The 22,459-nt window shown below is 68.3% G+C and carries 18 protein-coding genes and 2 pseudogenes; 9 read left to right on the top strand and 11 right to left on the bottom strand.

Annotated elements, in window-relative coordinates:
• Positions 1-307 precede the first annotated feature (307 nt).
• From SY91_RS28670 to SY91_RS28660, 3 genes are all read right to left on the bottom strand, one after another.
• The gene (locus SY91_RS28670) at positions 308-3,946 is read right to left on the bottom strand and encodes a hydantoinase B/oxoprolinase family protein (protein WP_185921263.1); all 3,639 of its coding nucleotides are present in this window, start codon (positions 3,944-3,946) and stop codon (positions 308-310) included.
• A 128-nt stretch (positions 3,947-4,074) separates the two neighbouring features.
• A complete protein-coding gene (locus SY91_RS28665) occupies positions 4,075-5,373 on the bottom strand; it encodes an MFS transporter (protein ID WP_006479741.1) in 1,299 nt (432 codons plus the stop codon).
• An 86-nt stretch (positions 5,374-5,459) separates the two neighbouring features.
• Positions 5,460-6,233, bottom strand: a complete 774-nt coding sequence (locus SY91_RS28660; protein ID WP_006479742.1) for a putative hydro-lyase — start codon at positions 6,231-6,233, stop codon at positions 5,460-5,462.
• A gap of 206 nt (positions 6,234-6,439) precedes the next feature.
• On the opposite strand from SY91_RS28660, the gene SY91_RS28655 reads away from it, so the two are divergent.
• Entirely contained in the window at positions 6,440-7,372 is a 933-nt protein-coding gene (locus tag SY91_RS28655; protein WP_006479743.1) for a LysR family transcriptional regulator, read from the top strand.
• Between the two features lie 155 nt (positions 7,373-7,527).
• Positions 7,528-8,424, top strand: a complete 897-nt coding sequence (locus SY91_RS28650) for a hypothetical protein (protein WP_006479744.1) — start codon at positions 7,528-7,530, stop codon at positions 8,422-8,424.
• A 14-nt stretch (positions 8,425-8,438) separates the two neighbouring features.
• On the opposite strand, the gene SY91_RS28645 is transcribed toward SY91_RS28650, so the two are convergent.
• The 6 genes from SY91_RS28645 to SY91_RS28620 form a co-directional block, all read right to left on the bottom strand.
• Entirely contained in the window at positions 8,439-8,765 is a 327-nt protein-coding gene (locus tag SY91_RS28645) for an antibiotic biosynthesis monooxygenase family protein (RefSeq protein WP_034174967.1), read from the bottom strand.
• A 65-nt stretch (positions 8,766-8,830) separates the two neighbouring features.
• Positions 8,831-9,817 carry a YkgJ family cysteine cluster protein gene (locus SY91_RS28640; RefSeq protein ID WP_185921262.1) on the bottom strand — a complete coding sequence of 329 codons (987 nt, stop codon included), beginning with the start codon at positions 9,815-9,817 and terminating at the stop codon, positions 8,831-8,833.
• Positions 9,811-10,623 (bottom strand): MetQ/NlpA family lipoprotein, encoded by an 813-nt coding sequence (locus tag SY91_RS28635; RefSeq protein WP_185921261.1) that lies wholly within the window; start codon positions 10,621-10,623, stop codon positions 9,811-9,813. The genes SY91_RS28640 and SY91_RS28635 overlap by 7 nt, the downstream gene beginning before the upstream one ends.
• Complete coding sequence (locus SY91_RS28630; protein WP_185921260.1) at positions 10,620-11,669, bottom strand: formylglycine-generating enzyme family protein; 1,050 nt, start codon at positions 11,667-11,669, stop codon at positions 10,620-10,622. The genes SY91_RS28635 and SY91_RS28630 overlap by 4 nt, the downstream gene beginning before the upstream one ends.
• 15 nt (positions 11,670-11,684) lie before the next feature.
• Entirely contained in the window at positions 11,685-13,655 is a 1,971-nt protein-coding gene (locus SY91_RS28625; protein ID WP_185921259.1) for an arylsulfatase, read from the bottom strand.
• Between the two features lie 136 nt (positions 13,656-13,791).
• The gene (locus SY91_RS28620; protein WP_124476559.1) at positions 13,792-14,511 is read right to left on the bottom strand and encodes an SDR family oxidoreductase; all 720 of its coding nucleotides are present in this window, start codon (positions 14,509-14,511) and stop codon (positions 13,792-13,794) included.
• 319 nt (positions 14,512-14,830) lie between these two features.
• Here SY91_RS28620 and SY91_RS28615 point away from each other — a divergent pair, with 319 nt between their 5' ends.
• Positions 14,831-15,295: a hypothetical protein gene (locus tag SY91_RS28615; RefSeq protein ID WP_185921258.1), complete on the top strand. Its 465-nt coding sequence runs from the start codon at positions 14,831-14,833 to the stop codon at positions 15,293-15,295.
• Positions 15,292-15,495, top strand: a complete 204-nt coding sequence (locus SY91_RS28610) for a hypothetical protein (RefSeq protein ID WP_034174970.1) — start codon at positions 15,292-15,294, stop codon at positions 15,493-15,495. The genes SY91_RS28615 and SY91_RS28610 overlap by 4 nt, the downstream gene beginning before the upstream one ends.
• Positions 15,496-15,602: 107 nt before the next feature.
• On the opposite strand, the gene SY91_RS28605 is transcribed toward SY91_RS28610, so the two are convergent.
• Together SY91_RS28605 and SY91_RS28600 are read right to left on the bottom strand one after the other, a co-directional pair.
• The gene (locus SY91_RS28605; protein WP_185921257.1) at positions 15,603-16,910 is read right to left on the bottom strand and encodes an MFS transporter; all 1,308 of its coding nucleotides are present in this window, start codon (positions 16,908-16,910) and stop codon (positions 15,603-15,605) included.
• A gap of 153 nt (positions 16,911-17,063) precedes the next feature.
• The gene (locus tag SY91_RS28600) at positions 17,064-17,993 is read right to left on the bottom strand and encodes a LysR substrate-binding domain-containing protein (RefSeq protein ID WP_124591422.1); all 930 of its coding nucleotides are present in this window, start codon (positions 17,991-17,993) and stop codon (positions 17,064-17,066) included.
• A gap of 126 nt (positions 17,994-18,119) precedes the next feature.
• Between SY91_RS28600 and SY91_RS28595 the strand changes: the two are divergent.
• The 5 genes and pseudogenes from SY91_RS28595 (at position 18,120) to SY91_RS28575 (ending at position 22,432) form a co-directional block, all read left to right on the top strand.
• Positions 18,120-19,138 (top strand): annotated as a pseudogene (locus SY91_RS28595) (zinc-dependent alcohol dehydrogenase family protein).
• Between the two features lie 197 nt (positions 19,139-19,335).
• Complete coding sequence (locus SY91_RS28590) at positions 19,336-19,626, top strand: co-chaperone GroES (RefSeq protein ID WP_011694564.1); 291 nt, start codon at positions 19,336-19,338, stop codon at positions 19,624-19,626.
• A gap of 12 nt (positions 19,627-19,638) precedes the next feature.
• Positions 19,639-21,279 carry a chaperonin GroEL gene (gene groL, locus SY91_RS28585; RefSeq protein WP_006479755.1) on the top strand — a complete coding sequence of 547 codons (1,641 nt, stop codon included), beginning with the start codon at positions 19,639-19,641 and terminating at the stop codon, positions 21,277-21,279.
• A gap of 125 nt (positions 21,280-21,404) precedes the next feature.
• Positions 21,405-21,722 (top strand): annotated as a pseudogene (locus tag SY91_RS28580) (LysE family transporter); the annotation flags it as partial.
• A gap of 488 nt (positions 21,723-22,210) precedes the next feature.
• Positions 22,211-22,432, top strand: coding sequence for a hypothetical protein (locus SY91_RS28575; protein WP_006479756.1), 222 nt, complete (start codon positions 22,211-22,213; stop codon positions 22,430-22,432).
• Positions 22,433-22,459 lie beyond the last annotated feature (27 nt).

Below are 22,459 nucleotides of genomic sequence, written 5' to 3'. Positions count from 1 at the left end.
GGACTCGATTGGCAAGCCGGATTTTTCATGATTGGCAGCGGCGAATGCGCAGGTGACCCGGCGTGCATCCGGGGCGGCCAGACGGCCCGGAAGCCCCGCCGGGCGGGCGTTCATGACCGATCCATGGATAAGGGGCCGGATGCTCGAAGGTGTCGCCGCGGCGGGGTCGAATCGCGCACCGCGCGCCGGCTTTTTGTCATTTTTGATTCCATTCGCGCGTGAATGCCGGGCTTTATTCCACAGTTCGTTGCAATATCCTCTGCCCGCCCCGGCGCGGGGCATCCGCGCCGGGAGCCGGATGCGCGGCTCAGTCCGCCGCGCCGTAGCCGCCGCCGCCCGGCGTTTCGACGACGAACACGTCACCGGGCGCCATCTGCGCGCGGCCGATATGGTCGAGCACCTCGACCGTGCCGTCCGCCCGCTCGATCGTGTTGCGGCCGAGCGCGCCGGCCGCGCCGCCCGCCGCGCCGAACGGCGCGTGAATCCGGTTGTTCGACAGGATCGACGCCGTCATCGGCTCGAGGAAGCGGACCCGCCGCACCGCGCCGTCGCCGCCGCGCCAGCGGCCGCCGCCGCCCGAGCCGGCGCGGATCACGTGTGAATCGAGCCGCACCGGGTAGCGCCATTCGAGCACCTCCGGATCGGTGAGCCGCGAGTTCGTCATGTGCGTCTGCACCGCGGCGACGCCCGCGAAGCCGTCGCCCGCGCCGCTGCCGCCGGCGATCGTCTCGTAGTACTGGTACTGATGGTTACCGAATGTGAAGTTGTTCATCGTTCCCTGGCTCGACGCGACGCAGCCGAGCGCGCCGTACAGCGCGTTGGTGATCGCCGACGACGTCTCGACGTTGCCCGACACGACGGCCGCCGGGTAGTCGGGGTTCAGCATCGAGCGGGCCGGCACGATCACGGTCAGCGGCTTCAGGCAGCCGGCGTTCAGCGGGATGTCGTCGCCGACCAGCGTGCGGAACACGTACAGCACCGCCGCCATGCAGACGGCCTTCGGCGCGTTGAAGTTGTTGTCGAGCTGCGCGGACGTGCCGGTGAAATCGATCTCCGCGCGGCGGGCCGCGCGATCCACGCGGATCGCGACGCGAATCTCCGCGCCGTTGTCGAGCGGATAGCGGTACGCGCCATCCTGCAGTGCACCGATCACGCGCCGCACGGCTTCTTCCGCGTTGTCCTGCACGTGCCCCATGAACGCGAGCACGACGTCGCGGCCGAACTGCGCGACCATCCGGCGCAGCTCGTCGACGCCCTTCTGGTTCGCGGCGACCTGCGCGCGCAGGTCGGCCATGTTCTGCTCGACGTTGCGCGCCGGGTAGCGGCCCGATGCGAGCAGCGCGCGCGTGTCGGCGTCGCGCAGCACGCCGGCCGACACGAGCTGCCAGTTGTCGATCAGCACGCCTTCCTCGTCGATGTGCGTCGAGTCGGGCGGCATCGAGCCCGGCGTCGTGCCGCCGATGTCCGCGTGGTGGCCGCGCGAGCCGACGTAGAACAGCGGCGCGTCCGAGCCGTCCGCGAACACCGGCGTGATGACGGTCACGTCCGGCAGATGCGTGCCGCCGTGGTACGGATCGTTCAGCATGAACACGTCGCCGTCGCGCATGCGGCCGCGGTTGCGCTCGATCACCGTGCGGATGCTCTCGCCCATCGAGCCCAGGTGCACGGGCATGTGCGGCGCGTTCGCGATCAGGTTGCCGTCGCCGTCGAAGATCGCGCACGAGAAGTCGAGCCGCTCCTTGATGTTCACCGAGTACGCGGTGTTCTGCAGCCGCAGCCCCATCTGCTCGGCGATCGACATGAACAGGTTGTTGAAGATCTCGAGCCGCACCGGGTCGGCATCGGTGCCGAGCGAGCGGCGCGTCGGCAGCGGCGTCGTGCGCGTCAGCACGAGGTTGCCCTGGGCGGTCATCGCGGCGCGCCAGCCGGGCTCGACGACGGTCGTGCCGTTCTGCTCCGCGACGATCGCCGGGCCGTCGATCGTGTCGCCGGCGCGCAGCGTGTCGCGCACGACCAGCGCCGCGTCGTGCCACTGGCCGCCGGAATAAAAGCGCACGGCCGCGTGCGCTTGCGGCGCCGCGCCCGCCTCGCGCGGCGCGAGCGGCGCGATGTCGACCGGCGCGTCCGAGCGGCCGATCGCCTCGACCGACGCGAGTTCGGCCACCAGCGGCGTGCCCGGCATCAGGAACGCGTAGCGCTGCCGGTACGCGGCCTCGAACGCCTGCTGCATCGCGGCGACACTGCCGGCCGGCACGTCGAGCGCCGAATCGGTGCCCTGGTAGCGCAGGTGCACGCGCCGCTCGGTCGCGATCCGCTCCGGCGGCACGCCCTGTTCGAGCAGCGCGCCGATGGCCTCGTCGGCGAGCCGGTCGAGCGCCGCGTTCAGCGCCGGCAGCGATGCGTCGGACAACACGGCTTCCACCGCGCGCTCGCGCATCGCGGTCTGGTCGGCCAGCCCCATCCCGTACGCGGACAGCACGCCCGCGAGCGGATGCGCGAACACCCGCGTCATCCCGAGCGCATCGGCCACGCCGCACGCGTGCTGGCCGCCCGCGCCGCCGAACGTCGTCAGCACGTAGCGCGACACGTCGTGGCCGCGCTGCACGGAAATCTTCTTGATCGCGTTCGCCATGCTGCCGATCGCGATCTCCAGGAACCCTTCGGCGAGCGCCTCGGGCGTCTCGCGCCGGCCGGTCGCCGCGTGGATCTCGTCGGCGAGCGCCGCGAACTTCGCGACCACGCCGTCGCGGTCGAGCGGCTGATCCGCATGCGGGCCGAACACGCGCGGAAAATGATCGGGCTGGATCTTGCCGAGCATCACGTTGCAGTCGGTCACCGTCAGCGGGCCGCCGCGCCGGTACGCGGCCGGCCCGGGGTTCGCGCCGGCCGATTCGGGCCCGACGCGCAGCCGTGCGCCGTCGAAGCCGAGCACCGAGCCGCCGCCGGCCGCGACCGTGTGGATGCTCATCATCGGCGCGCGCATCCGCACGCCGGCCACCTGCGTCTCGAACTCGCGCTCGAATTCGCCGTTGTAGTGGGACACGTCGGTCGACGTGCCGCCCATGTCGAAGCCGATCACCTGGTCGAAGCCGGCCGCGCGCGCCGCACGCACCATCCCGACGATGCCGCCGGCCGGGCCCGACAGGATCGCGTCCTTGCCCTGGAACGCATCGGCGCGCGTGAGGCCGCCGCTGCTCTGCATGAACTGCAGGTTCACGCCCGGCATCTCGTGCGCGACCTGCTCGACGTAGCGGCGCAGGATCGGCGACAGGTACGCGTCGACCACGGTCGTATCGCCGCGCGACACCATCTTCATCAGCGGCGACACCTCGTGCGACACCGACACCTGCGTGAAGCCGATGCGGCGCGCGAGCGCCGCCAGCATCCGTTCGTGCGCGGTGTAGCGGTAGCCGTGGATCAGCACGATCGCGAGCGCACGCACGCCGCTGTCGAACACGCGGCGCAACGACGCTTCGGCACCCTGAACGTCGAGCGGCACGACCACGTCGCCATGCGCGCCGACGCGCTCGTCGATCTCGACGACCGTCTCGTACAGCGCGTCGGGCAGCACGATGTCGAGATCGAACAGGCGCGGCCGGTTCTGGTAAGCGATGCGCAGCATGTCGCGAAAACCGCGCGTCGTGGCCAGCGCGGTACGTTCGCCCTTGCGTTCGAGCAACGCGTTGGTCGCGACCGTCGTGCCCATCTTCACCATGTCGACCTGCGCGGGCGTGATCGGCTCGTCGGCCGCGAGGCCCAGCAGGTGGCGGATGCCGGCCACGGCCGCGTCGCGGTACTGCTCGGGGTTCTCCGACAGCAGCTTGTGCGTGACGAGCGTGCCGTCGGGCCGCCGCGCGACGATGTCGGTGAACGTGCCGCCGCGGTCGATCCAGAATTGCCAGCGCGCGGCGTCGGAGGGAACGGGGGAAAGGTGTCGGTCAGTCATGATGTCGGTCGATGCGTCGTTGATTCGAGGGACGAGCGCCGCCGCACGGCGCGCGTCGCGCGCCGTGTCACGGTGTCGATGAAAGAGGAGGAAACACGCGGGGCCGGCGGCCCCGCCGCTGCCGCCGGTCAGGCGGCGTCGAGTTCGCGGCCGCGGGTCTCGGGCAGCGTCAGCGCGGCGACGATCACCACGCCGTAGGCAGCGACCGCGAAGATGCCGATGCTCGTGCCGAGCCCGTATTGCTTCGACAGCGCGCCGATCAGGAACGGGAACAGCGCACCGATCGCGCGACCCACGTTGTAGCAGAAGCCCTGGCCGGAACCGCGCACGCGGGTCGGGAACAGCTCGGTGAGGAACGCGCCCATCCCCGAGAAGATGCCCGATGCGAAGAAGCCGAGCGGGAAGCCGAGCCACAGCATCGACGCGTTGGTCAGGTTCAGCGACGTGTACGCGAACGCGATCACCATCGAGCCGACCGCGAACAGGATGAAGTTCGGCTTGCGGCCGAGGCGGTCGGTCAGGTACGCACTCGTCAGGTAGCCGACCCACGAGCCGAAGATGATCATCGCGAGATAGCCGCCGGTGCCCATCACCGTCAGGTGCCGCTCGGTCTTCAGGAAGGTCGGCAGCCACGTCGTGATCGCGTAGTAGCCGCCCTGCGCGCCGGTCGTCAGCAGCGCCGCGCGCAGCGTCGTCGTGATCAGCTTCGGCGCGAAGATCTCGGTGAGGCGCGGCGCATCGGCCACTTTCGCCTGCGCGGCCTTCTCCTTCTCGTAGACGTCCGGCTCCTTCACGTAGCGGCGGATCGCGACGACCAGCAGCGCGGGCGCGAGCCCGACCAGGAACAGCGCGCGCCACGCCTGCTCGGCCGGCAGCACCGAGAACAGCAGCGCATACAGCAGCGCGCACAGCCCCCAGCCGATCGCCCAGCCCGACTGCACGAGGCCGACCGCCCTGCCGCGGTCGCGCGCGCGGATCACTTCGCCGATCAGCACCGCGCCGGCCGTCCATTCGCCGCCGAAGCCGAAGCCCATCAGCGCGCGCGCCGCCACCAGCTGGTGGTAGTTCTGCGCGAGCCCGCACAGCGCGGTGAACACCGCGAACCACAGCACCGTGAGCTGCAGCGTGCGCACGCGGCCGATCCGGTCGGACAGGATGCCGGCGATCCAGCCGCCGAGCGCCGACGCGAGCAACGTGATCGTGCCGATGAAGCCCGCGTCGGCGAGCGAGATGCCCCAGGTCGCGACGAGCGTCGGGATCACGAACGACAGCATCTGCGTGTCCATCCCGTCGAGCATGTAGCCGACCTTGCAGCTCCAGAACGCGCGGCGCTCGCGCGGCTGCGCATCCGCGTACCACGAGAACAGGCCGGTGCGCTCGCGGCTCGCGGGCTCGGCGGCGGGCGCCGCGAGGGTCTTGCTTTCCATGGTGGTACTCCTGTCGTTATGCGCCGATCCAATGGCGTGGGGTGCGGTGTGTCGTCTGTACGTCGCTTACGGGTGGGCCGGCCGGGTCAGAACACGGCCAGCGAGGCATTCGTGATGTCGGTCATCAGCATGTGGCCGGGCGTATGCGCGATCGCGATCGGCAGCTTCGCGTCCATCAGCGCGGTTTGCGGCGTCACGCCGCATGCCCAGAACACCGGCAGCTCGCCGTCGCGGATCGTCACCGCGTCGCCGAATTCGGGCGCGTTCAGATCCTCGATGCCGAGCGCCCGCGGGTCGCCAATATGGATCGGCGCGCCGTGCACGCCCGGGAACCGGCTCGTGATCTGCACCGCGCGGATCGCGTCGGCGCCGCGCAGCGGCCGCATCGACACGACCAACTGGCCGCCGAAGATGCCCGCGCGGCGGTTCGCGATCGACGTGCGGTACATCGGCACGTTGCGACCCTCCTCGACGTGGCGCAGCCCGATCCCTTCGCGGGCGAGCATGTCCTCGAACGAGAACGAGCAGCCGATTGCGAATACGACGAAATCGTCGCGCCACAGCGCGTCGAGCGACTCGACGCGCTCGGTCAGGCGGCCGTCCCGATAGACGTTGTAGCTCGGCACGTCGGTGCGGATGTCGAGATCGTCGCCGAGCGCGTCGATCCGGAACGCGCCCGGTTCGCCGACGCCCAGCAGCGGGCAGGCCTTCGGGTTCGCCTGGCAGAAGCGCAGGAAATCGTGCGCGTACGCGTCGGGCAGGATCGCCAGGTTCGCCTGGGCAAACGGGCCGCAATGGCCGGCGGTCGGGCCGCGGAACGCGCCGCGGCGCACGGATTGACGGAATTCGGAAGGCGTCATGAGAGTCGGTCGCAGATCGGGATGGCGTGGCGATGACGGTGGTGTGTCATCGGATAGGGCGAAGAATAGAAAGGAAAAAATTTTGTCGCCAACGAGTTTTTTTGCGCCTGTTGTATAGAATTTCTTAACGGACCTGCGGGTTTTCCCCGGTCCCGTTCACTTTTCGTCGCCGGCAAGCTGCGCATCCACTGCCTCGCCCGACCGCCATGAACACGCGTTTTCTCGAAACCTTCGTCACGCTCGCGAAGCTGCGCAACTTCCGCACGACCGCGGCGGCGCTGCACGCGACGCCGGCCGCGATCTCGCAGCGCCTGAAGGCGCTCGAGGACGAACTGCATACGGTACTCGTCGATCGCGACAGTCGCGAATTCCGGCTCACGCCGAACGGCGAATACCTGCTCGGCTATGCGAAAGCCGTGGTCGAGGCAACGCAGGAACTGCAGGCCGCCGCGTCCGGCGAGAGTGCGCTGCGCGGCAAGCTGCGGCTCGGCGTGATCGAGACGGTCGTGCACAGCTGGCTGCCGCACTACATGCGGCGGCTCGCGGCCGACTATCCTGAGCTCGAGATCGACCTGACCGTCGACGTCAGCGTCGTGCTGCAGCGCCGGCTGATGGCCGGCGAGCTCGACCTGATCATCCGTGTGGAAGGCAGCGACGAGGCGTCGGTCGTGTGCGACGCGCTCGCGAACTACCCGGTGCGCTGGATCGCGCGCGCCGGCCTGCTGCCGAATACCCGCGCGGGCCTCGCGCGGCAGGTGTTGCGCCAGCCGATCCTCACCTACGGCCGCGGCACCGCGCCCCATCGCGCGCTGGAGGACATCGTCCGCACGCTCGCGCATGCGCACGGCGTACCGCTGTCGGAGACGCGCATCACCGGTTCGCCATCGATCTCGGTGATCGTGCAACTGGTGCGTGACGGTTTCGGCGTCGCCGCGATTCCGGTGCTGTTCGTCGATGCGCTGATCGAAAGCGGCGAAGTCGTCGAGCTGCCGCTGCAGCCGTCGCCGCCGTCGATCGTCGTGTCGATGTCGCGGCGGACGGACGCGCCGCGGTTCGTGCACGGCGCGTCGATCGCGGCGCGCGCGGCATGTCACGAGTATTGCGAGAAGAGCACGCGGTTGCTGGTCGAAGCGCTTTGACCTTGCAGCGGCGGGCGACGCCAGTTCGACATCGCCGCATGAATCGCCCACAATCGCGTTCGACGCGTCGCCGCATCGGCGCCGCGCACCGTGAATGACGGCCCGGCCGCCCGGCATTCGTCGCTTCGCATGATCGTGCACCACGAGAAGGCAACATGCAGATTCGTTCCGCTTCGCCCCGCCTGAACCTCGCACGCGTCGTGATCGTCGCGCTGTATGTCGCGTCGCTGCTGCTGCCCGTCGCGGCCGAACCGCCGAACGCGGCCGGCGCGGTGAGCTGGTGGCATGGCTACACCGTGCTCGTGCTCGGCCCGCTCGCGATCCTCGACCTGCAATTCGCATGGCTCGGCAACCCGCTGCTCGTCGTCGCGCTGCTCAGGCCGAGCCGTACCGTATCCGCGCTGCTGGCCGTGGTCGTGGTCTTCGCGCTCGGGTGGCATACGATCCCGACCGACGCGAACTACGAAACGATCCGTACGTTCGGGGCCGGGTACTACTTATGGATGGCGGTGATGGTGGGCGCCGCCGCGCTGCCGTGGATCGATGGGCGCGGTTCGCAGGATGACGGTGCGCCGAGCCTCGGCGTCGGTGCCGCGGGCGGGGCCGTGCCGACCGGCACCGGCACCAGCGCAGTCACCGGCAGCCCGGCCCGACCGGATGCCGCGCCGTCATCGCCCCGACCGCCTGCCCGGCAGAGCGGCTGGACCGTGACGGCAACCGACACGCGCATCGAAGCGACCGACGGGACCGGGGCGATGCGCGGCATCGCGCTGTCCGACCTCGGCGCGATCGTGATCGAGACCAACGACCAGGGGCCGTTCGCGTCGGATATCTGGTGGATTCTGTTCGATACGAACAAGCAGTTCGCGTGTGCCTTTCCGCAGGATGCCGAAGGCGCGAAGGCGGCGGTCGACCGGCTGCTCGACCTGCCCGGCATCGATCACCGCAAGGTCATCGACGCGCAGACGTCGATCCAGAACGCGACGTTCCCGATCTGGGCGCGCGCGGCGGGAGAACCTGCCACGCCGGGAGAAACCGGCGCGACCGCCTGACCGACCGGCAACCGTTACGCGGATGGCCCCGCATGCGGCGGCGTCAGCTTGCCGTCGCCATACTCGCGAAGCACCTGCGAAATCACGACGCGATACCCGTCCAGCCAGCGCGCCTGCTTCGCCTTGGCCTCGAGATGCGCGGGATGCTGCATCAACTGCCGCAGCGCCGCCTCGGATTCCCAGTAATAGACGTTCTGGACCAGGCCGGCTTCCGCGTTCTCCCACGTTTCCTCGCCGAGATAGCCGGGCGTCGCGCGCGCCATGTCGGCGATCTGCCGGTCGAGCCGGTGGAATTCGTCGTCGTACTGCCCGGCACGAAAAATGAAGGTCGATGCGTACATGCCTGCTCGCTCTGCCACGATTGAAAGAGCGCCAAGTGTACGGCACACGCGGCGTACCGCGAGCGTCAGGCGGCGAGCGGCGCGGCGGCGCCGCGATCGTCGAGCCACGCGTCGATGCGCGACGCATCTTCATGCGCGGTGGCTGCCGGTGCCGGCATCGCCGCGAGCGCTTGTCGCGCCCGTTCCAGCGCCTGCGCGAAGCCACGCAATTCGTGCGTCGCGGGCCGGTCGGCGGCCTGTCGGCGCGCGAGTGCCGCTTCGACGTTCGCGCCGATCAAGGCCAGTTGGGCGTCGATGAAGTCGACGCACAGCGCGCGGCAATGCGCGGAAACCTGCGCGACGGCCAGCAGGACCGGCACGATCGACACGGTCAGGTAGCCGCCGGGCGCCAGCCGCGCCAGCGCATGGCTCACGCCCGGCCCGCCGTCGGCCAGCGACGCGAACACGGCGTCGCGCCACACCGCGCGCTCGAACACGAGTGCCTCGCGATGCGCGTCGAGCGCCGCGCGATCCGCGACCTGCCCGGCCGTCACCAGCGGAATCGGGAACACCGATTCATCGGCAGACCGCGCATGCCCCGCTTCGACGATGCAGTTCGCGCCCAGCCACGCCGCATCGTCGCGCCGTGCCGCGAGCGCGCGTGCCTGCAACCGGTCGGGCAGCATCGGATCGAGCGGCACCGCGCCGCAGATCGAAGGCTTGTTCGCATGCACGCCGCAGCGGCCATCGTCCGCCAGCGCCGCGCAACGGCCCAGCGACGGATAGTCGTAGCCTTGCAGCGTCAGCGCGAGCCATTCACCCTGCACGCCGTCGCCGCGATGGAACAGCCGGTCCGCCAGCGCGTCGGCCGCGGCGACGTCGTCCGCGTCGAGCACATGCTCGCGCCTGCCCGCCTGCCAGCGTTCGCCGATCCGCCGCTTCGGCACGCGGCGAATCGTCAACGCGCCGACGAAGCGATGCCGATGCCGGAACAGTTCGCGCAACGACAGCGTCGGCGCGCTGTTGCAGCAGCGGCCGCACGCGTTGCACGCGAGCTGGTAGGTGTCTACCACGGCCGCCGCACCGAATCCTGGTAGCGCGTGAGGATGAAGCGCGCGACGTCATCCGAGTGATACGCGGCGACGAGCTGCGCGACCCACGGCTTCGCGCGATCGGCGTCGCGCACCGTGAGCACGTTCGCATACGGCGAGCGGGCGTCCTCGAGGCTGATGCTGTCGCGCGCGGGCTGCAGTCCGAAGCGAACCGCGTCGTCGCTGTCGATCGCGACGAACGCGGCCGTGTCGAGCGCCGCGTAAAGCCGGTCGCGGCGCAGCGCGACGAATTTCAGCGCGAGCCGGTTGCCCGTCACGTCGCGCAGCGTCGCATGCAGGCCGGCTTTTTCGCGCAGCGTCACCAGCGTGTCGTTCTGCAGCAGCACGAGCGCACGCGCCATCCCGCGCGGATCGGCGGGCAACGCGACCGTCGCGCCGGGTTGCAGTTCGTTCAGGTTCTTCAGCTTGCGCGAATAGAACGCCATCGGCAGCGTGACGGTCGGCGCGACTTCGGTCAGCGCGACGCGCTGGCGCGCCCGGGTCGCGGCAAGCTGTTGCGCATCCTCGAAACTGGCCGCGTCGATCCGCCCGTCGGCCAGCGCCGTGTCGATGCGCGACGCATCGTCGAATTCGACGACGTCGACGCTCAGCCCGCGCGCGGCGGCCACCCGCTTCACTTCGTCGAGGATCTGCGCATGCACGCCGCGTGTGACGCCGACGCGCACGGCCGGCGCCGCGGCTTCGGCAGCCACTGCCGCGCCGTGAAGCACGACGCCGCATGCAGCCAGCAGCCACGCCGCCATGAAACGCCCGATGCGCGCCGTCATGACGCGTCCCTGAGGATCGTGCGAAACCCGATGTGCGACGCGCCGAGATCGGCTTCCTGCTGTTCGCGCGACGATGCGCGATAGCGCACGCAGTAGTCTCGCGAGCACAGGAACGAACCGCCCTTGATCACCATCGGCGTATCGTGCCGGCGCGTCGGCGGCGCCACGGCCGCCGTATCGCCGTTCGTGTGCGACTGATGCGGGCCCGTGTACGCGTCCTTCGTCCACTCCCATGCATTGCCGATCATGTCGTAAAGACGAAAGCCGTTCGCCGCATAGCAGCCGACGGGCGCCAATCCGGCGTGGCCATCCTCGGCCGAGTCGAGCACCGGAAACGCGCCCTGCCAGTAGTTCGCGGCCGGCTTGCCGTTCGCATCGCGCGGCGCCGCATCGAGCGATGCGTCGTCGCGGCCCCCCTTGCCCGCGTATTCCCATTCGGCCTCGGTCGGCAGGTCGCGGCCGAGCCAGCGCGCATACGCGAGCGCATCGCGCTGCGTGACGAGCGTCACCGGCAGGTTGCCGCGCCCTTCCACGTCGCTGCCCGGACCGCGCGGATGTCGCCACGACGCGCCCTTCACCCACGACCACCACGCGAGGTCGCGTGCATTCATCTCGTCGCGCGTGGGTACATGAAACACCGCCGCGCCGCCCTGCTGCTCGGCCTCGGTCACGTAACCGGTGGCCTGCACGAACGCGGCGAACTGCGCGATCGTCACGTCGGTCTGGTCGATCCAGAAGCCGCCGACGCGCGTCTTGCCGTCGCCGACCGGGCGCTCGTCCGCATAGCCGCGCGTGCTGCCGAATACGAACGCGCCGCCGCGCAGGTGCACCATCCCGGCCTGCGGATCGTCACGCCACTTCGACGGCAGCCCCGAATAGCGTTCGCACGCGCGCTCCGAACCGAGCGGCGCGAGCGCGCGGCCGCGATTCAGGTCGTCGAACGCGCCGTCCGCCGGCGCCGCCGGATTCGCATAGCCCGCCGCGAACGCGGCGGCGAACAGCGTGGCGGCCAGCGCCGCGCCGATCGTCCAGAAACGCAACCGCATCGTGTCGCCCCGCGATCAGTAGTAGCCGCGCGGACGCAGCGGTTCGACGCCGCCGACGTTGCCCATGTAGGTCTTCCACTGGTCGACCAGCGTGCCGATCACCGACGGGTTCTGCGCGGACACGTCGGTTGTCTCGCCGCGATCCGACGCGAGGTCGTACAGCTGCCAGTGACCGTCGAGCGGGCCGAGCGGCGGCTCGGTCCACAAAGCCTTCCAGCGGCCGTCGGCGCTGCGCAGATACGCGCGGCCGTACGCTTCGTCGCCGAACGGCGTCGTGTGCACTTCGCCCGTCGCCGAACCGGTGAGCACCGGCAGCAGCGACTGGCCCGTGACCGGATACACGTAGCGGTTGTTGTAGACCACCTTGCCCTTGTTCTGGTCGACGCCCGTCAGCGTGTTCACCAGCGGCGGCGCCGGCTGCGACGGCGGCGTGACGCCCGCGACCGCGAGGAACGTCGCCGTGTTGTCGGTCACGTGCGTGAACGCGCGCAGCGTCGGCAACGCCTGCGACTGGCCCGGCAGGTGCACGATCGTCGGCGTCGACACGCCGCCTTCGCCCGAATAGCCCTTCGTGAGCCGGAACGGCGCCGCGCTCACTTCGGCCCAGCGCAGCCCGTACTGCAGGCGCTGCGCATTCTGCTTGCCGTTGTCGGTGCCGAGCGCCGAATAGGTCGGCTCCTGCGCGTTCGCGGTGTCGGTGGCGGTCGGGTCGGCGCCGGAATCGATCGGCCAGCCTTCCGCGCCGTTGTCCGACTGGAACATGATGAACGTGTTGTCGTATTCGCCGATGTCCTTCAGGTGCTGGATCAGCAGGCCGATGTTGTAGTCGAGGTTCTCGACCATCCCCGCGTAGATCTCCATGTAGCGCGCCTGCGCCTTGCGTTCGGCCGGCGACAAGCTCGACCACAGCTTGTCGACCTTGCCGGGGCCGTAGTCGCTGTAGCCGTCGGCGGCCGAATGCACCGCGTTGATGTACTTCGCGCTGGCCGTGCCGTTGTTCGCGGTCGCGGGCGAGGCGACCGTCATCTCGGGCAGCCCGTCGAACGGCTTGAAATCGGCCGGAATCAGGCCGAGCGCCTTCTGCCGCGCGATCCGCGCGTTGCGGATCGCATCGTAGCCGGCGTCGTACACGCCCGCGTACTTGTGCAGCCACGGATCGGGCACCTGCAGCGGCCAGTGCGGCGACGTGTAGGCCGCGTACGCGAAGAACGGCTTGCCGTCCTGCTTGTTCGCATCGATGTACGAGATCAGCTTCTGCGTATAGAAATCGGTCGAATAGAACACGGCCGGGCTGCCGCCCGTGCCGCCCGGCTGCCCGGGCTGGCCCGGCTGCACGTAGCGGCCGTCTTCCGTGTAGTTCGACGAGCCGGCCGGCTCGTGCGCGAAGTGGTTCGTCGCCGCGCCGCCGAGCAGCACGTAGCTGCGCTCGAAGCCCCACTGGTCGGGCGTCTGCCCGCTGCCCGTCGCACTGCCGACGATGCCCGAGCCGATGTGCCACTTGCCCGCGATATACGTGTGATAGCCGGCGTCCTTCAGCAGTTGCGCGAACGACAGCGCGCGATCGTTCAGGTAGCCCTCGTAGCCGGGCAGACCGCGCCGCTCGTCGGTCGGCACGCCCATCGTGCCTTCGCCGACGAGATGATGATCGGTGCCGGACACCAGCATCGCGCGCGTGATCGCGCAGACGGTGCCCGTGTGGTGATTCGACAGGATGCGGCCCGATGCGACGAGCGCATCGAGGTTCGGCGTGTTGATCTCGCCGCCGAACGCATGGATGTCGGAATAGCCGAGATCGTCGGCCATGATGTACAGGATGTTCGGGCGTTTCGCGGCCTGGGTCGGGGTGGGCGTCGGCGTGACGCCGGCCTGCGACGGCGGCGCGTCGCTGTCGACGCCGCCGCACGACGCGAGCGACACCGCGCCGGCAATCGCGGCGCAGACGACACGGAAACGAAAAGCATGCAACGGCGACGCGGACTTTTTCATTATTGTTGACGCTCGATCTACGGGATCGGCGATCTTAGCGTCGCTCGCGCAGCGCCCAAAGTCGGATTCGTCACATGCTAACGGGGTGAGGGAATATGCGACGGAGGTCGTGCGCCACGCACCGCGCCGCCGTGCGTCAGCTGCGCCCGCCGAGGCTGCCGCCGCCGTCCACCGACAGCACCTGCCCGGTGACGAAGCCGGCTTCGTCCGACAAGAAAAACACGGTCGCGGCCGCGACGTCGTCGGCCGTGCCGAGCCGGCGCGCGGGAATCGTCGCGAGCACCTTGCGCTCGGCTTCGCTGCCGACCGGCCGCGTCTGGCGGAACAGTTCCGTCTCGATCGGGCCCGGCGCCACCGCGTTGACGGTCACACCGTGCTCGGCGAGTTCGAGCGCCCACGTGCGCGTGCAGCCGACCAGCGCGTTCTTCGCGGCGGAATACGCGGTGCGGTCGAGGCTGCCGAAAATCGCGCGGCTGCAGATGTTGACGATGCGCCCGTGGCCGCGCGCCTTCATCGCATCGGCAAAATGCTGCGTGACCTGGATCGCGGCCCGCACGTTGAGATCGAACACGGTCTGCAGCGACTTGAAATCGATCTTCCCGAGCGGTTGGGGCAACACGATGCCCGCGTTGTTGACGATGCCGTCGACATGGTGGTGTTCGCCGATCCGTGCGAGCGTCGCGGCGGTCTGCTCGATATCGGCGAGATCGCACGCGAGCAATTCGCCGGGGAAGTCGATGCCCTGCGCGTGCCGCGCGAGACCGACGACGCGATGGCCGCGTCGGGCGAGCGTGGTGCTGATCGCGAGGCCGATGCCGCGTGATGCGCCGGTGACGAGATAAGTGCGGGATGACATGGGCGTGCCCTTGGGAAGGAATCCGGAGGAAATGGCGCAACGCGCCTCGTGGTCACCCGGCGCGCGCGTGCTGTGCCCGATTGTGCCGCAGCGATGAGAAACGCGTACGGTCGTCGCTGGCTATCCGTCAATCGGTCGCTGCGACATTCTCCATACCACTCGCCATCCTTGTCCTGAAAACGTTAGGAAAGGTCTCAAGACGGTCAAGAAGGTCCGCAAAAACTATCTCGATCGGTCAGTTTGACAACCTGCTAGCGTTGCCGGTCAATCTTTGGAAAGGGATATGTAAGAATTTCATACCTATCCGGAGAAAGTTCCGATGTCGAAATGTCCGAGTTTTTCCACAGCCTTCCATGCAAACATGACCGCGTTGCATATGCCCGTTCCAACAACTGTTTTCGCAATACTGCAAACCTCCATCGCCAGCGTTGCCGCGATGATGAGCGTCCTGAAAACCTTAGGTGCGGATGCAACGGTCGGTGAACTAATTGGCGCGACGACGAAGCTGGAAGTCGTCACCATCGGCAGTTCGATTCTCGGCAGCATCTATCTGGGCGCGATCATCGGCAGCTTGATGGTCGCAACCGATGCGTCATTGGCGTGCGCAGTCGGCAAGCGAGGAACCAATATGTCTTTGGCGGTCGCTCGATGGGGCACACGTTACGGACTCGCGATTCATCCTTTGGTCATGGCTCAAATCCTGCGCCACCCTGAAGTGCTTGCACCGGGCTCGCATAGCTATCTCGGACCGAAAGCGAACACTGCGATCAGGGGTGCGCGATGAAGTGGATCGCAGACCGATTGCTTCTCATCGTCACGGCACTGATTGTCGCGGCCGTAGGCTGGGCGATCATCAGCGCGACAGGAGAATGGTTCCCGATCCTGATCATGGTGACCGCGTTCGCTACGCTTTGGATCGATAACACGCGGCTGCGCAAGCTACTTGAACAGAACGGCATCGATCCGCGACGACACAAGCGCTAGTCGCTCGCGCAAAAAAGCCCCGCTGCTTGCGGGCTTTTCCTCATCCATACCGAACACGCGCAGATCCGCCCGAGTGGTTCACCCACCGTCGATTGACCCGTCGTCGCTCACCCCACCCGCCCCGCCACCACCGGCATCGCGCGCCGCGACGCGATCCGCAACGCGAGCACACCGCCCGCCAGCAACGCGACCGCGACGAGCAGCAGCGCGAGATCGTACGAATGCGTGACGTCCTTGATCCGTCCCATCACCGGCGGCAACGCGAGCCCCGCGATGTTCGCGACCGCGTTGATCAGCGCGATCGACGCGGCCGCCGTGAGGCCCGACACGTACTCGGTCGTCACGGCCCAGAACACCGGCGTCGCCGCCCAGTTGAAGCCGACCGCGAGCACCAGCAGCGCATACGCGACGGACAGCACCGGCGTGTAGATCGCCGCGACCAGCAACGCACCGGCCAACAGCATCGGCACGCCGAGATGCAGCGCGCGTTCGCCGCCGAGATCCGAATGCCGGCCATTTAGATACATCGCGACGCACGCGAACAGGAACGGCAGCGCGGACAGGCTGCCGACCGCGAAACTCGACTGCCCCGACAGACTCTTCACGAGCAGCGGCAGGAACAACGTCAGGCCGATCGTGCCGAACGCCTGCAACAACCAGAACGCGGCGAGCGCCCACACCTTGCCGTCGCCGAACGCACGCCGCAATGCGACGCCATGCGACAGATGCTCGCGCGGCGCGCCGTCGCGCAGCGTCGCTTCGAGCCACGCGCGCTCGTCGGCCGGCAGCCAGCGCGCGTGCGCCGGCGTATCGGGCAGGCGGCGCAGCACGACGAACCCGAGCAGCAGCGCGGGCACGCCTTCGAGCAGGAACAACCAGCGCCAGCCGTCGACGCCGAGCGCGCCGTTCAGGTTCAGCAGCGCGCCGGACAGCGGCAGCCCGATCACCGACGCGAGCGTCGCGCCGATATAGAAGAACGACATCGCACGTGCCCGGTCGCTCTGCGGATACCACGCGGACAGGTAGTAGATGATGCCCGGCGTGAAGCCGGCTTCGGCCGCGCCGAGCAGCAGGCGCATCGCGTAGAGCTGCCCCGGTGTCTGCACCGCGCTCATCGCGGCCGCGACGATGCCCCACGTGATCATGATCCGCGCGATCCAGCGGCGTGCGCCGACCCGCGCGAGGAACAGGTTGCTCGGCACCTCGAACAGGATGTAGGTCACGTAGAACAACCCCGCGCCGAGCCCGTACATTTCGGCGCTGAGACCGAGGTCGGCATTCATCTGCAACGCCGCGACCGAGATGTTCGAGCGGTCGATATACGCGACGAGGTACAGCAGCATCAGGAACGGAATCAGGCGCAGGTTCAGGCGTCGCATCGTCGCGGCGTGCAACTGCGGGGCGGTGGCGGTCATCGGCATGTCTCCTGGATCGTCTCGCGTGAGGCGCGGCGTCATGCAAGCCAGTCTAGGAGCCCCGTGAAATTCGCGTCAATTACCGGGATGTGTTCTCGATATATGAGACGCGAGCGGGCGCGATGCGCGGCCAGCCGGGTTGTCGCGCCGTCGTCATGCGCGCGCCCCGTTTGCGTCGTCGGACGCCAGCATGTGCGGAATCTCGTCGACCAGCGCATCGACGACGGCCCGCACCTTCGACGGCACGTGGCGCGCCGCCGGCCGCACCGCGAACACCTCGGCGCCCGACACGCTGTTGCTGTCCATCACGAGCGCGAGACGGCCGTCGCGCAAGTACGGCGCCATCAGCCAGCACGGCAGCCACGCGAGGCCCGCGCCGGCGGCGGCCGCATCGGCGATCGCCTGCAGGTCGTCGAACCGCAGGCGGCCGGTCGCGCGATGGTCGTGCACCGCGCCGTCCGCGCCGATGACTCGCCATGGTGTCGGCTGTCCGCCGCGCGAATACGCGATGCCGACGTGTGACGCCAGTTCGTCGAGCCCCGCCGGCCGGCCGTGACGCACGAGATACGCGGGCGATGCGCAGATGCCCATGCGCTGCACGCCGAGCTTGCGGCCGACCAGCGCGCTCGTATCGGCCAGCTCGCCGATGCGCACGGCCAGATCGAAACCGTCGTTGACGAGGTCGGCCACGCGATCGCTGAACGACATGTCGATTTCGAGCCGCGGATGACGCTCGACGAGACGCCGCACGACGGGCGCCACGCACTGCCGCCCGAACAGCACGGGCACGCTGACGCGCACGCGCCCGGCCGGCTCGCGGCGGCCCGCGTCGAGCGCGGCTTCCGTCTCGCCGAGTTCGGCCAGCAGCCGCCGGCACTGCTCGTAATAGACGAGCCCTTCGTCGGTCAGGCCGAGCTGGCGCGTCGTGCGCTGCAGGAGCCGCGCGCCGAGACGCAATTCGAGCCGCGCGACGATCTTCGCGACGGCCGAGCGCGTCATGCCGAGGCGCAGCGCCGCCGCCGCGAAGCTGCCCGATTCCACCACGTCGACGAATTCGGCGACGCCTCTCAGCCGTTCATCCATGCCGCTCCGCTCCGGTGCGATGACAGGGTTGTGTCCATGCTGGCGACAATCGTTGGCCGAATTCTCGCCAATGCGTCCGCCTGCGCAACACTATGATAGTCCGGACTATCTCGAAAAGGAGTCGACATGCATGCATGGCATCTCAAACCGGGCGACGGCCTTGCCGGGCTCCGGCGCATCGACGCGACGCCGCGCGCGGTCGGGCCGACCGACGTCGTCGTGAAGATCCACTCGGCCGCGCTGAACTATCGCGACCTGATGTTCGCGCGCGGCGACTATCTGGGTATCGGCAAGGAAGCGCTGATCCCGGTCGCCGACGGCGCCGGCGAAGTGGTCGAGACCGGCCGCGACGTCACGCGCTTCAAGCCGGGCGACCGCGTGATCAACACCTACTTCCCGCGCTGGATCGACGGGCCGCCGACGCCGCACAAAGTGTCGGGTTCGCCCGGCGCGCAATTCGATGGCGTGCTGGCCGAACGCTTCGTCGCCGACGAAACCGCGCTGGTCGCGATTCCCCCGCATCTCGACTACGACGAAGCGGCGACGCTGTCGTGCGCGGGCATCACCGCGTGGAACGCGCTGTTCGTCGGCGGCGGATTGAAGCCGGGCGCGACCGTCGTGCTGCTCGGCACGGGCGGCGTATCGATCATCGCGCTGCAGCTCGCGCAGGCCACGGGGTTGCGCACGATCGTCACGTCGTCGAGCGATGTGAAGCTCGAACGCGCCCGCGCACTCGGTGCGGACGCAACGGTCAACTATCGGACGACGCCCGAATGGCAACATGAAGTATTGCGGCTCACCGGCGGCGCGGGCGCGGATCTCGTCGTCGAAGTCGGCGGCCGCGATACGCTGCCGCGCTCGATCGCCGCGACGAAGCTCGGCGGCATCGTGTCGATCATCGGGGCCTCAGCAGCTTCGGCGGGCCGGTACTCGATCTGCTGCCGCTGATCGGCGGCGTCAAGCAACTGCACGGCTTCATGGTCGGCAGCCGCGCGATGCTCGACGACGTCGCGCGCCTCGTCGACGCGAAACGGATCAAGCCGGTGGTCGATCGTGTGTTCGGCTTCGACGAAGCGCCGCAAGCGTATGCGCACCTGCAATCGGGGCAGCACTTCGGCAAGGTGGTGATTCGCGTCGCGCAGTAACGAACGAAGGCGGCGCAAGTCGCCTTCATTCGCCATCCCTCGCATCCTCCCTTCCCCGCCCTCCCGTCCAAAGCGTATCCGCGCAAATGCTTTTCGGAATCCGTTATTGGATCGCGCCGCCGCGCATTTTTATACTCGTCAGCACTCTCTGTTAAAGAGTGCCAGCCAATTTCGACAGAACAGGACAGGACGAAAAAATGAGCCTACGCCCCTTGCACGATCGCGTGATCGTGAAGCGACTCGATCAGGAAACCACCACCGCGTCGGGCATCGTGATCCCCGACAGCGCCGCCGAAAAGCCCGACCAGGGCGAAGTTATCGCCGTCGGCCCCGGCCGCAAGGACACGGACGGCCAGCGCATCGTACCCGATCTGCAGGTCGGTGAACGCGTGCTGTTCGGCAAGTACGCGGGGCAAGCCGTCAAGGTGGACGGCAACGAGTTTCTCGTGCTGCGCGAAGAAGACATCGTCGCGGTCGTCAATCAATAACGGAGCGCAATCATGGCAGCCAAGGAAATTCTTTTCAGCGACATCGCACGGTCGAAGCTGACCGAAGGCGTGAACATCCTCGCGAACGCGGTGAAGGTCACGCTCGGCCCGAAAGGCCGCAACGTCGTGCTCGAACGCAGCTTCGGCGCGCCCGTCGTCACGAAGGACGGCGTGTCGGTCGCGAAGGAAATCGAACTCGCGGACAAGCTGCAGAACATCGGCGCGCAACTCGTGAAGGAAGTCGCGTCGCGCACCAGCGACGCGGCCGGCGACGGCACGACCACGGCCACCGTGCTCGCGCAGGCGATCGTCCGTGAAGGCCAGAAATACGTGGCGGCCGGGCTCAATCCGCTCGACCTGAAGCGCGGCATCGACAAGGCCGTCACGTCGGCCGTCGAGGAATTGAAGAAGATCAGCAAGCCGACCACCACGAGCAAGGAAATCGCGCAGGTCGCGACGATCTCCGCGAACGGCGAGGAGTCGATCGGCCAGCGCATCGCGGAAGCGATCGACCGCGTCGGCAAGGAAGGCGTGATCACGGTCGAGGACGGCAAGTCGCTCGCCGACGAGCTCGACGTCGTCGAAGGGCTGCAATTCGATCGCGGCTACCTGTCGCCGTATTTCATCAACAATCCGGACAAGCAGATCGCCGAGATCGAAAGCCCGTACATCCTGCTGCACGACAAGAAGATCTCGAACATCCGCGACTTGCTGCCGGTGCTCGAACAGGTCGCCAAGTCGGGCCGGCCACTGCTGATCATCGCGGAAGACGTCGAAGGCGAAGCGCTCGCGACGCTCGTCGTGAACAACATCCGCGGCATCCTGAAGACGGTCGCGGTCAAGGCGCCGGGCTTCGGCGATCGCCGCAAGGCGCTGCTCGAGGACATCGCGATCCTCACCGGCGGCCAGGTGATCGCCGAGGAAACGGGCCTGACGCTCGAGAAGGCGACGCTGGCCGAACTGGGCCAGGCGAAGCGCATCGAGGTCGGCAAGGAAAACACCACGGTGATCGACGGCGCGGGCGATGCGAAGAACATCGAAGCGCGCGTGAAGCAGATCCGCGTGCAGATCGAAGAGGCCACCTCCGACTACGATCGCGAGAAGCTGCAGGAACGCGTCGCGAAGCTCGCGGGCGGCGTGGCGGTGATCAAGGTCGGCGGCGCGACCGAAATCGAGGTGAAGGAGAAGAAGGATCGCGTCGACGACGCGCTGCACGCCACGCGCGCGGCCGTCGAGGAAGGCATCGTGCCGGGCGGCGGCGTCGCGCTGATCCGCGTGCGGCAGGCGATCCGCGAACTGAAGGGCGCGAACGCCGATCAGGACGCGGGCATCAAGATCGTGCTGCGCGCGCTCGAGGAACCGCTGCGCCAGATCGTCACGAATGCGGGCGAGGAAGCGAGCGTCGTCGTCGCGAAGGTCGCGGAAGGCACGGGCAATTTCGGCTACAACGCGCAGACGGGCGAGTACGGCGATCTCGTCGAATCGGGCGTGCTCGATCCGACCAAGGTCACGCGCACCGCGCTGCAAAACGCGGCGTCGGTGGCCGGGCTGCTGCTGACGACCGATGCGACCGTGTACGAAGCGCCGAAGGATGCGGCGCCGGCCGCCGCACCGGGCGGCCCGGGTGCGGGCGGGCCGGGGTTCGATTTCTGACGACGCAGCAGCGTGCGCGCCGGTTCGCCGGCGTGCGTGCGGCCGCGCAGGACCCTGCAACGCGTGGCGACGAAAGTCGTCACGCGTTGTGTACTTTGGCGCGACGCAATACGATTGCCGGCGGACCGATTGCCGCACCGGCCGCGACGTCCGACTGGCGCGCGGCGAGAAAAGGCTACGTCGCCAGCATGACGAACCCGAAGTCCGTCGCATTCTACGGCAGTATCTTCGCGCTGAGGGCGCCGGCCCATGCGCCGGCGTGGGTCGATCTGTCGGTCGTCGTGCTGTCGGTCGCGACCCCGGCTGCGTGGTATTGCACGATGGCGCTGCTCGCGTCGCGTCCGTCGGTGCGCCGGTTGCTGGTCCGGCGCAAGGCCGCGCTCGATACGGCCGCCGGACTGTTGCTGATGGCAGTGGGTGGGCGGATGCTGGCCGGACGTTGATTCGCGGCGTACTCGTCCGTCTCGAACGCTCACCGGCCATACCGGCCCGACGCACCCCGTCTCCGGCGCGTGCGTAACCGGCGATTCACCCACCTTTACGACCTTTTTACTTGCGCCCGCGCATCCGTTCGCTAGAATGGATTCGCCATCCACTACCGAGCACGCGCCATGCGCATCCGAAGTCCTCGTCCTCCGGGTTGCTTCTCCGCCTGACAGGCCGGACGCCTGCGTCTCCTTCCCGAGCCACCGTCCCGCCGACAGGCGGACGGTGCGCGCCGTGGCCCTTCCCGTGCATGCTTGAACACGACGTCGATGCGGTCGTCCCGCATCGCACATCGCAATGCGTGCGACACGTTCCGCGTAACGGCACGTCATCGGTCTGCCGATCCGATCCATTTATTTTGCATCACTGATTTTATTCATGGGGATTCTCGCTTCCGAAGCCGCGCGCGCCCCGTCTCGATCGTCTTTCATACAGGAGCAAAGGAATGATGCTGGGCTTGACGTTCTGGAAACACGTGATCGGCGCGCGAACCCCTGCTCTGCGCGAGGACCGGACGACGGCGCACGGCCGACACCGCCGGGTGTCGAGAACGCTCGTGCTGGCAAGTGCCATCGTGGCGTTCGCGGCAATCGCATCGGGCGCGCCGGTCGTCGGCATTTCAGTGTTTCTGCTGACGACGCTGCCGTTCGTGCTGTCGGGAACCTGAGGTGTCCGTATCGCGCGCGGCGGCATC

Source organism: Burkholderia cenocepacia (genome assembly GCF_014211915.1).
Classification (GTDB): Bacteria; Pseudomonadota; Gammaproteobacteria; order Burkholderiales; family Burkholderiaceae; genus Burkholderia; species Burkholderia orbicola.
The sequence above is the reverse complement of the archived record's forward strand: the minus strand, read 5'-3'. Positions and strand labels throughout refer to the sequence as shown.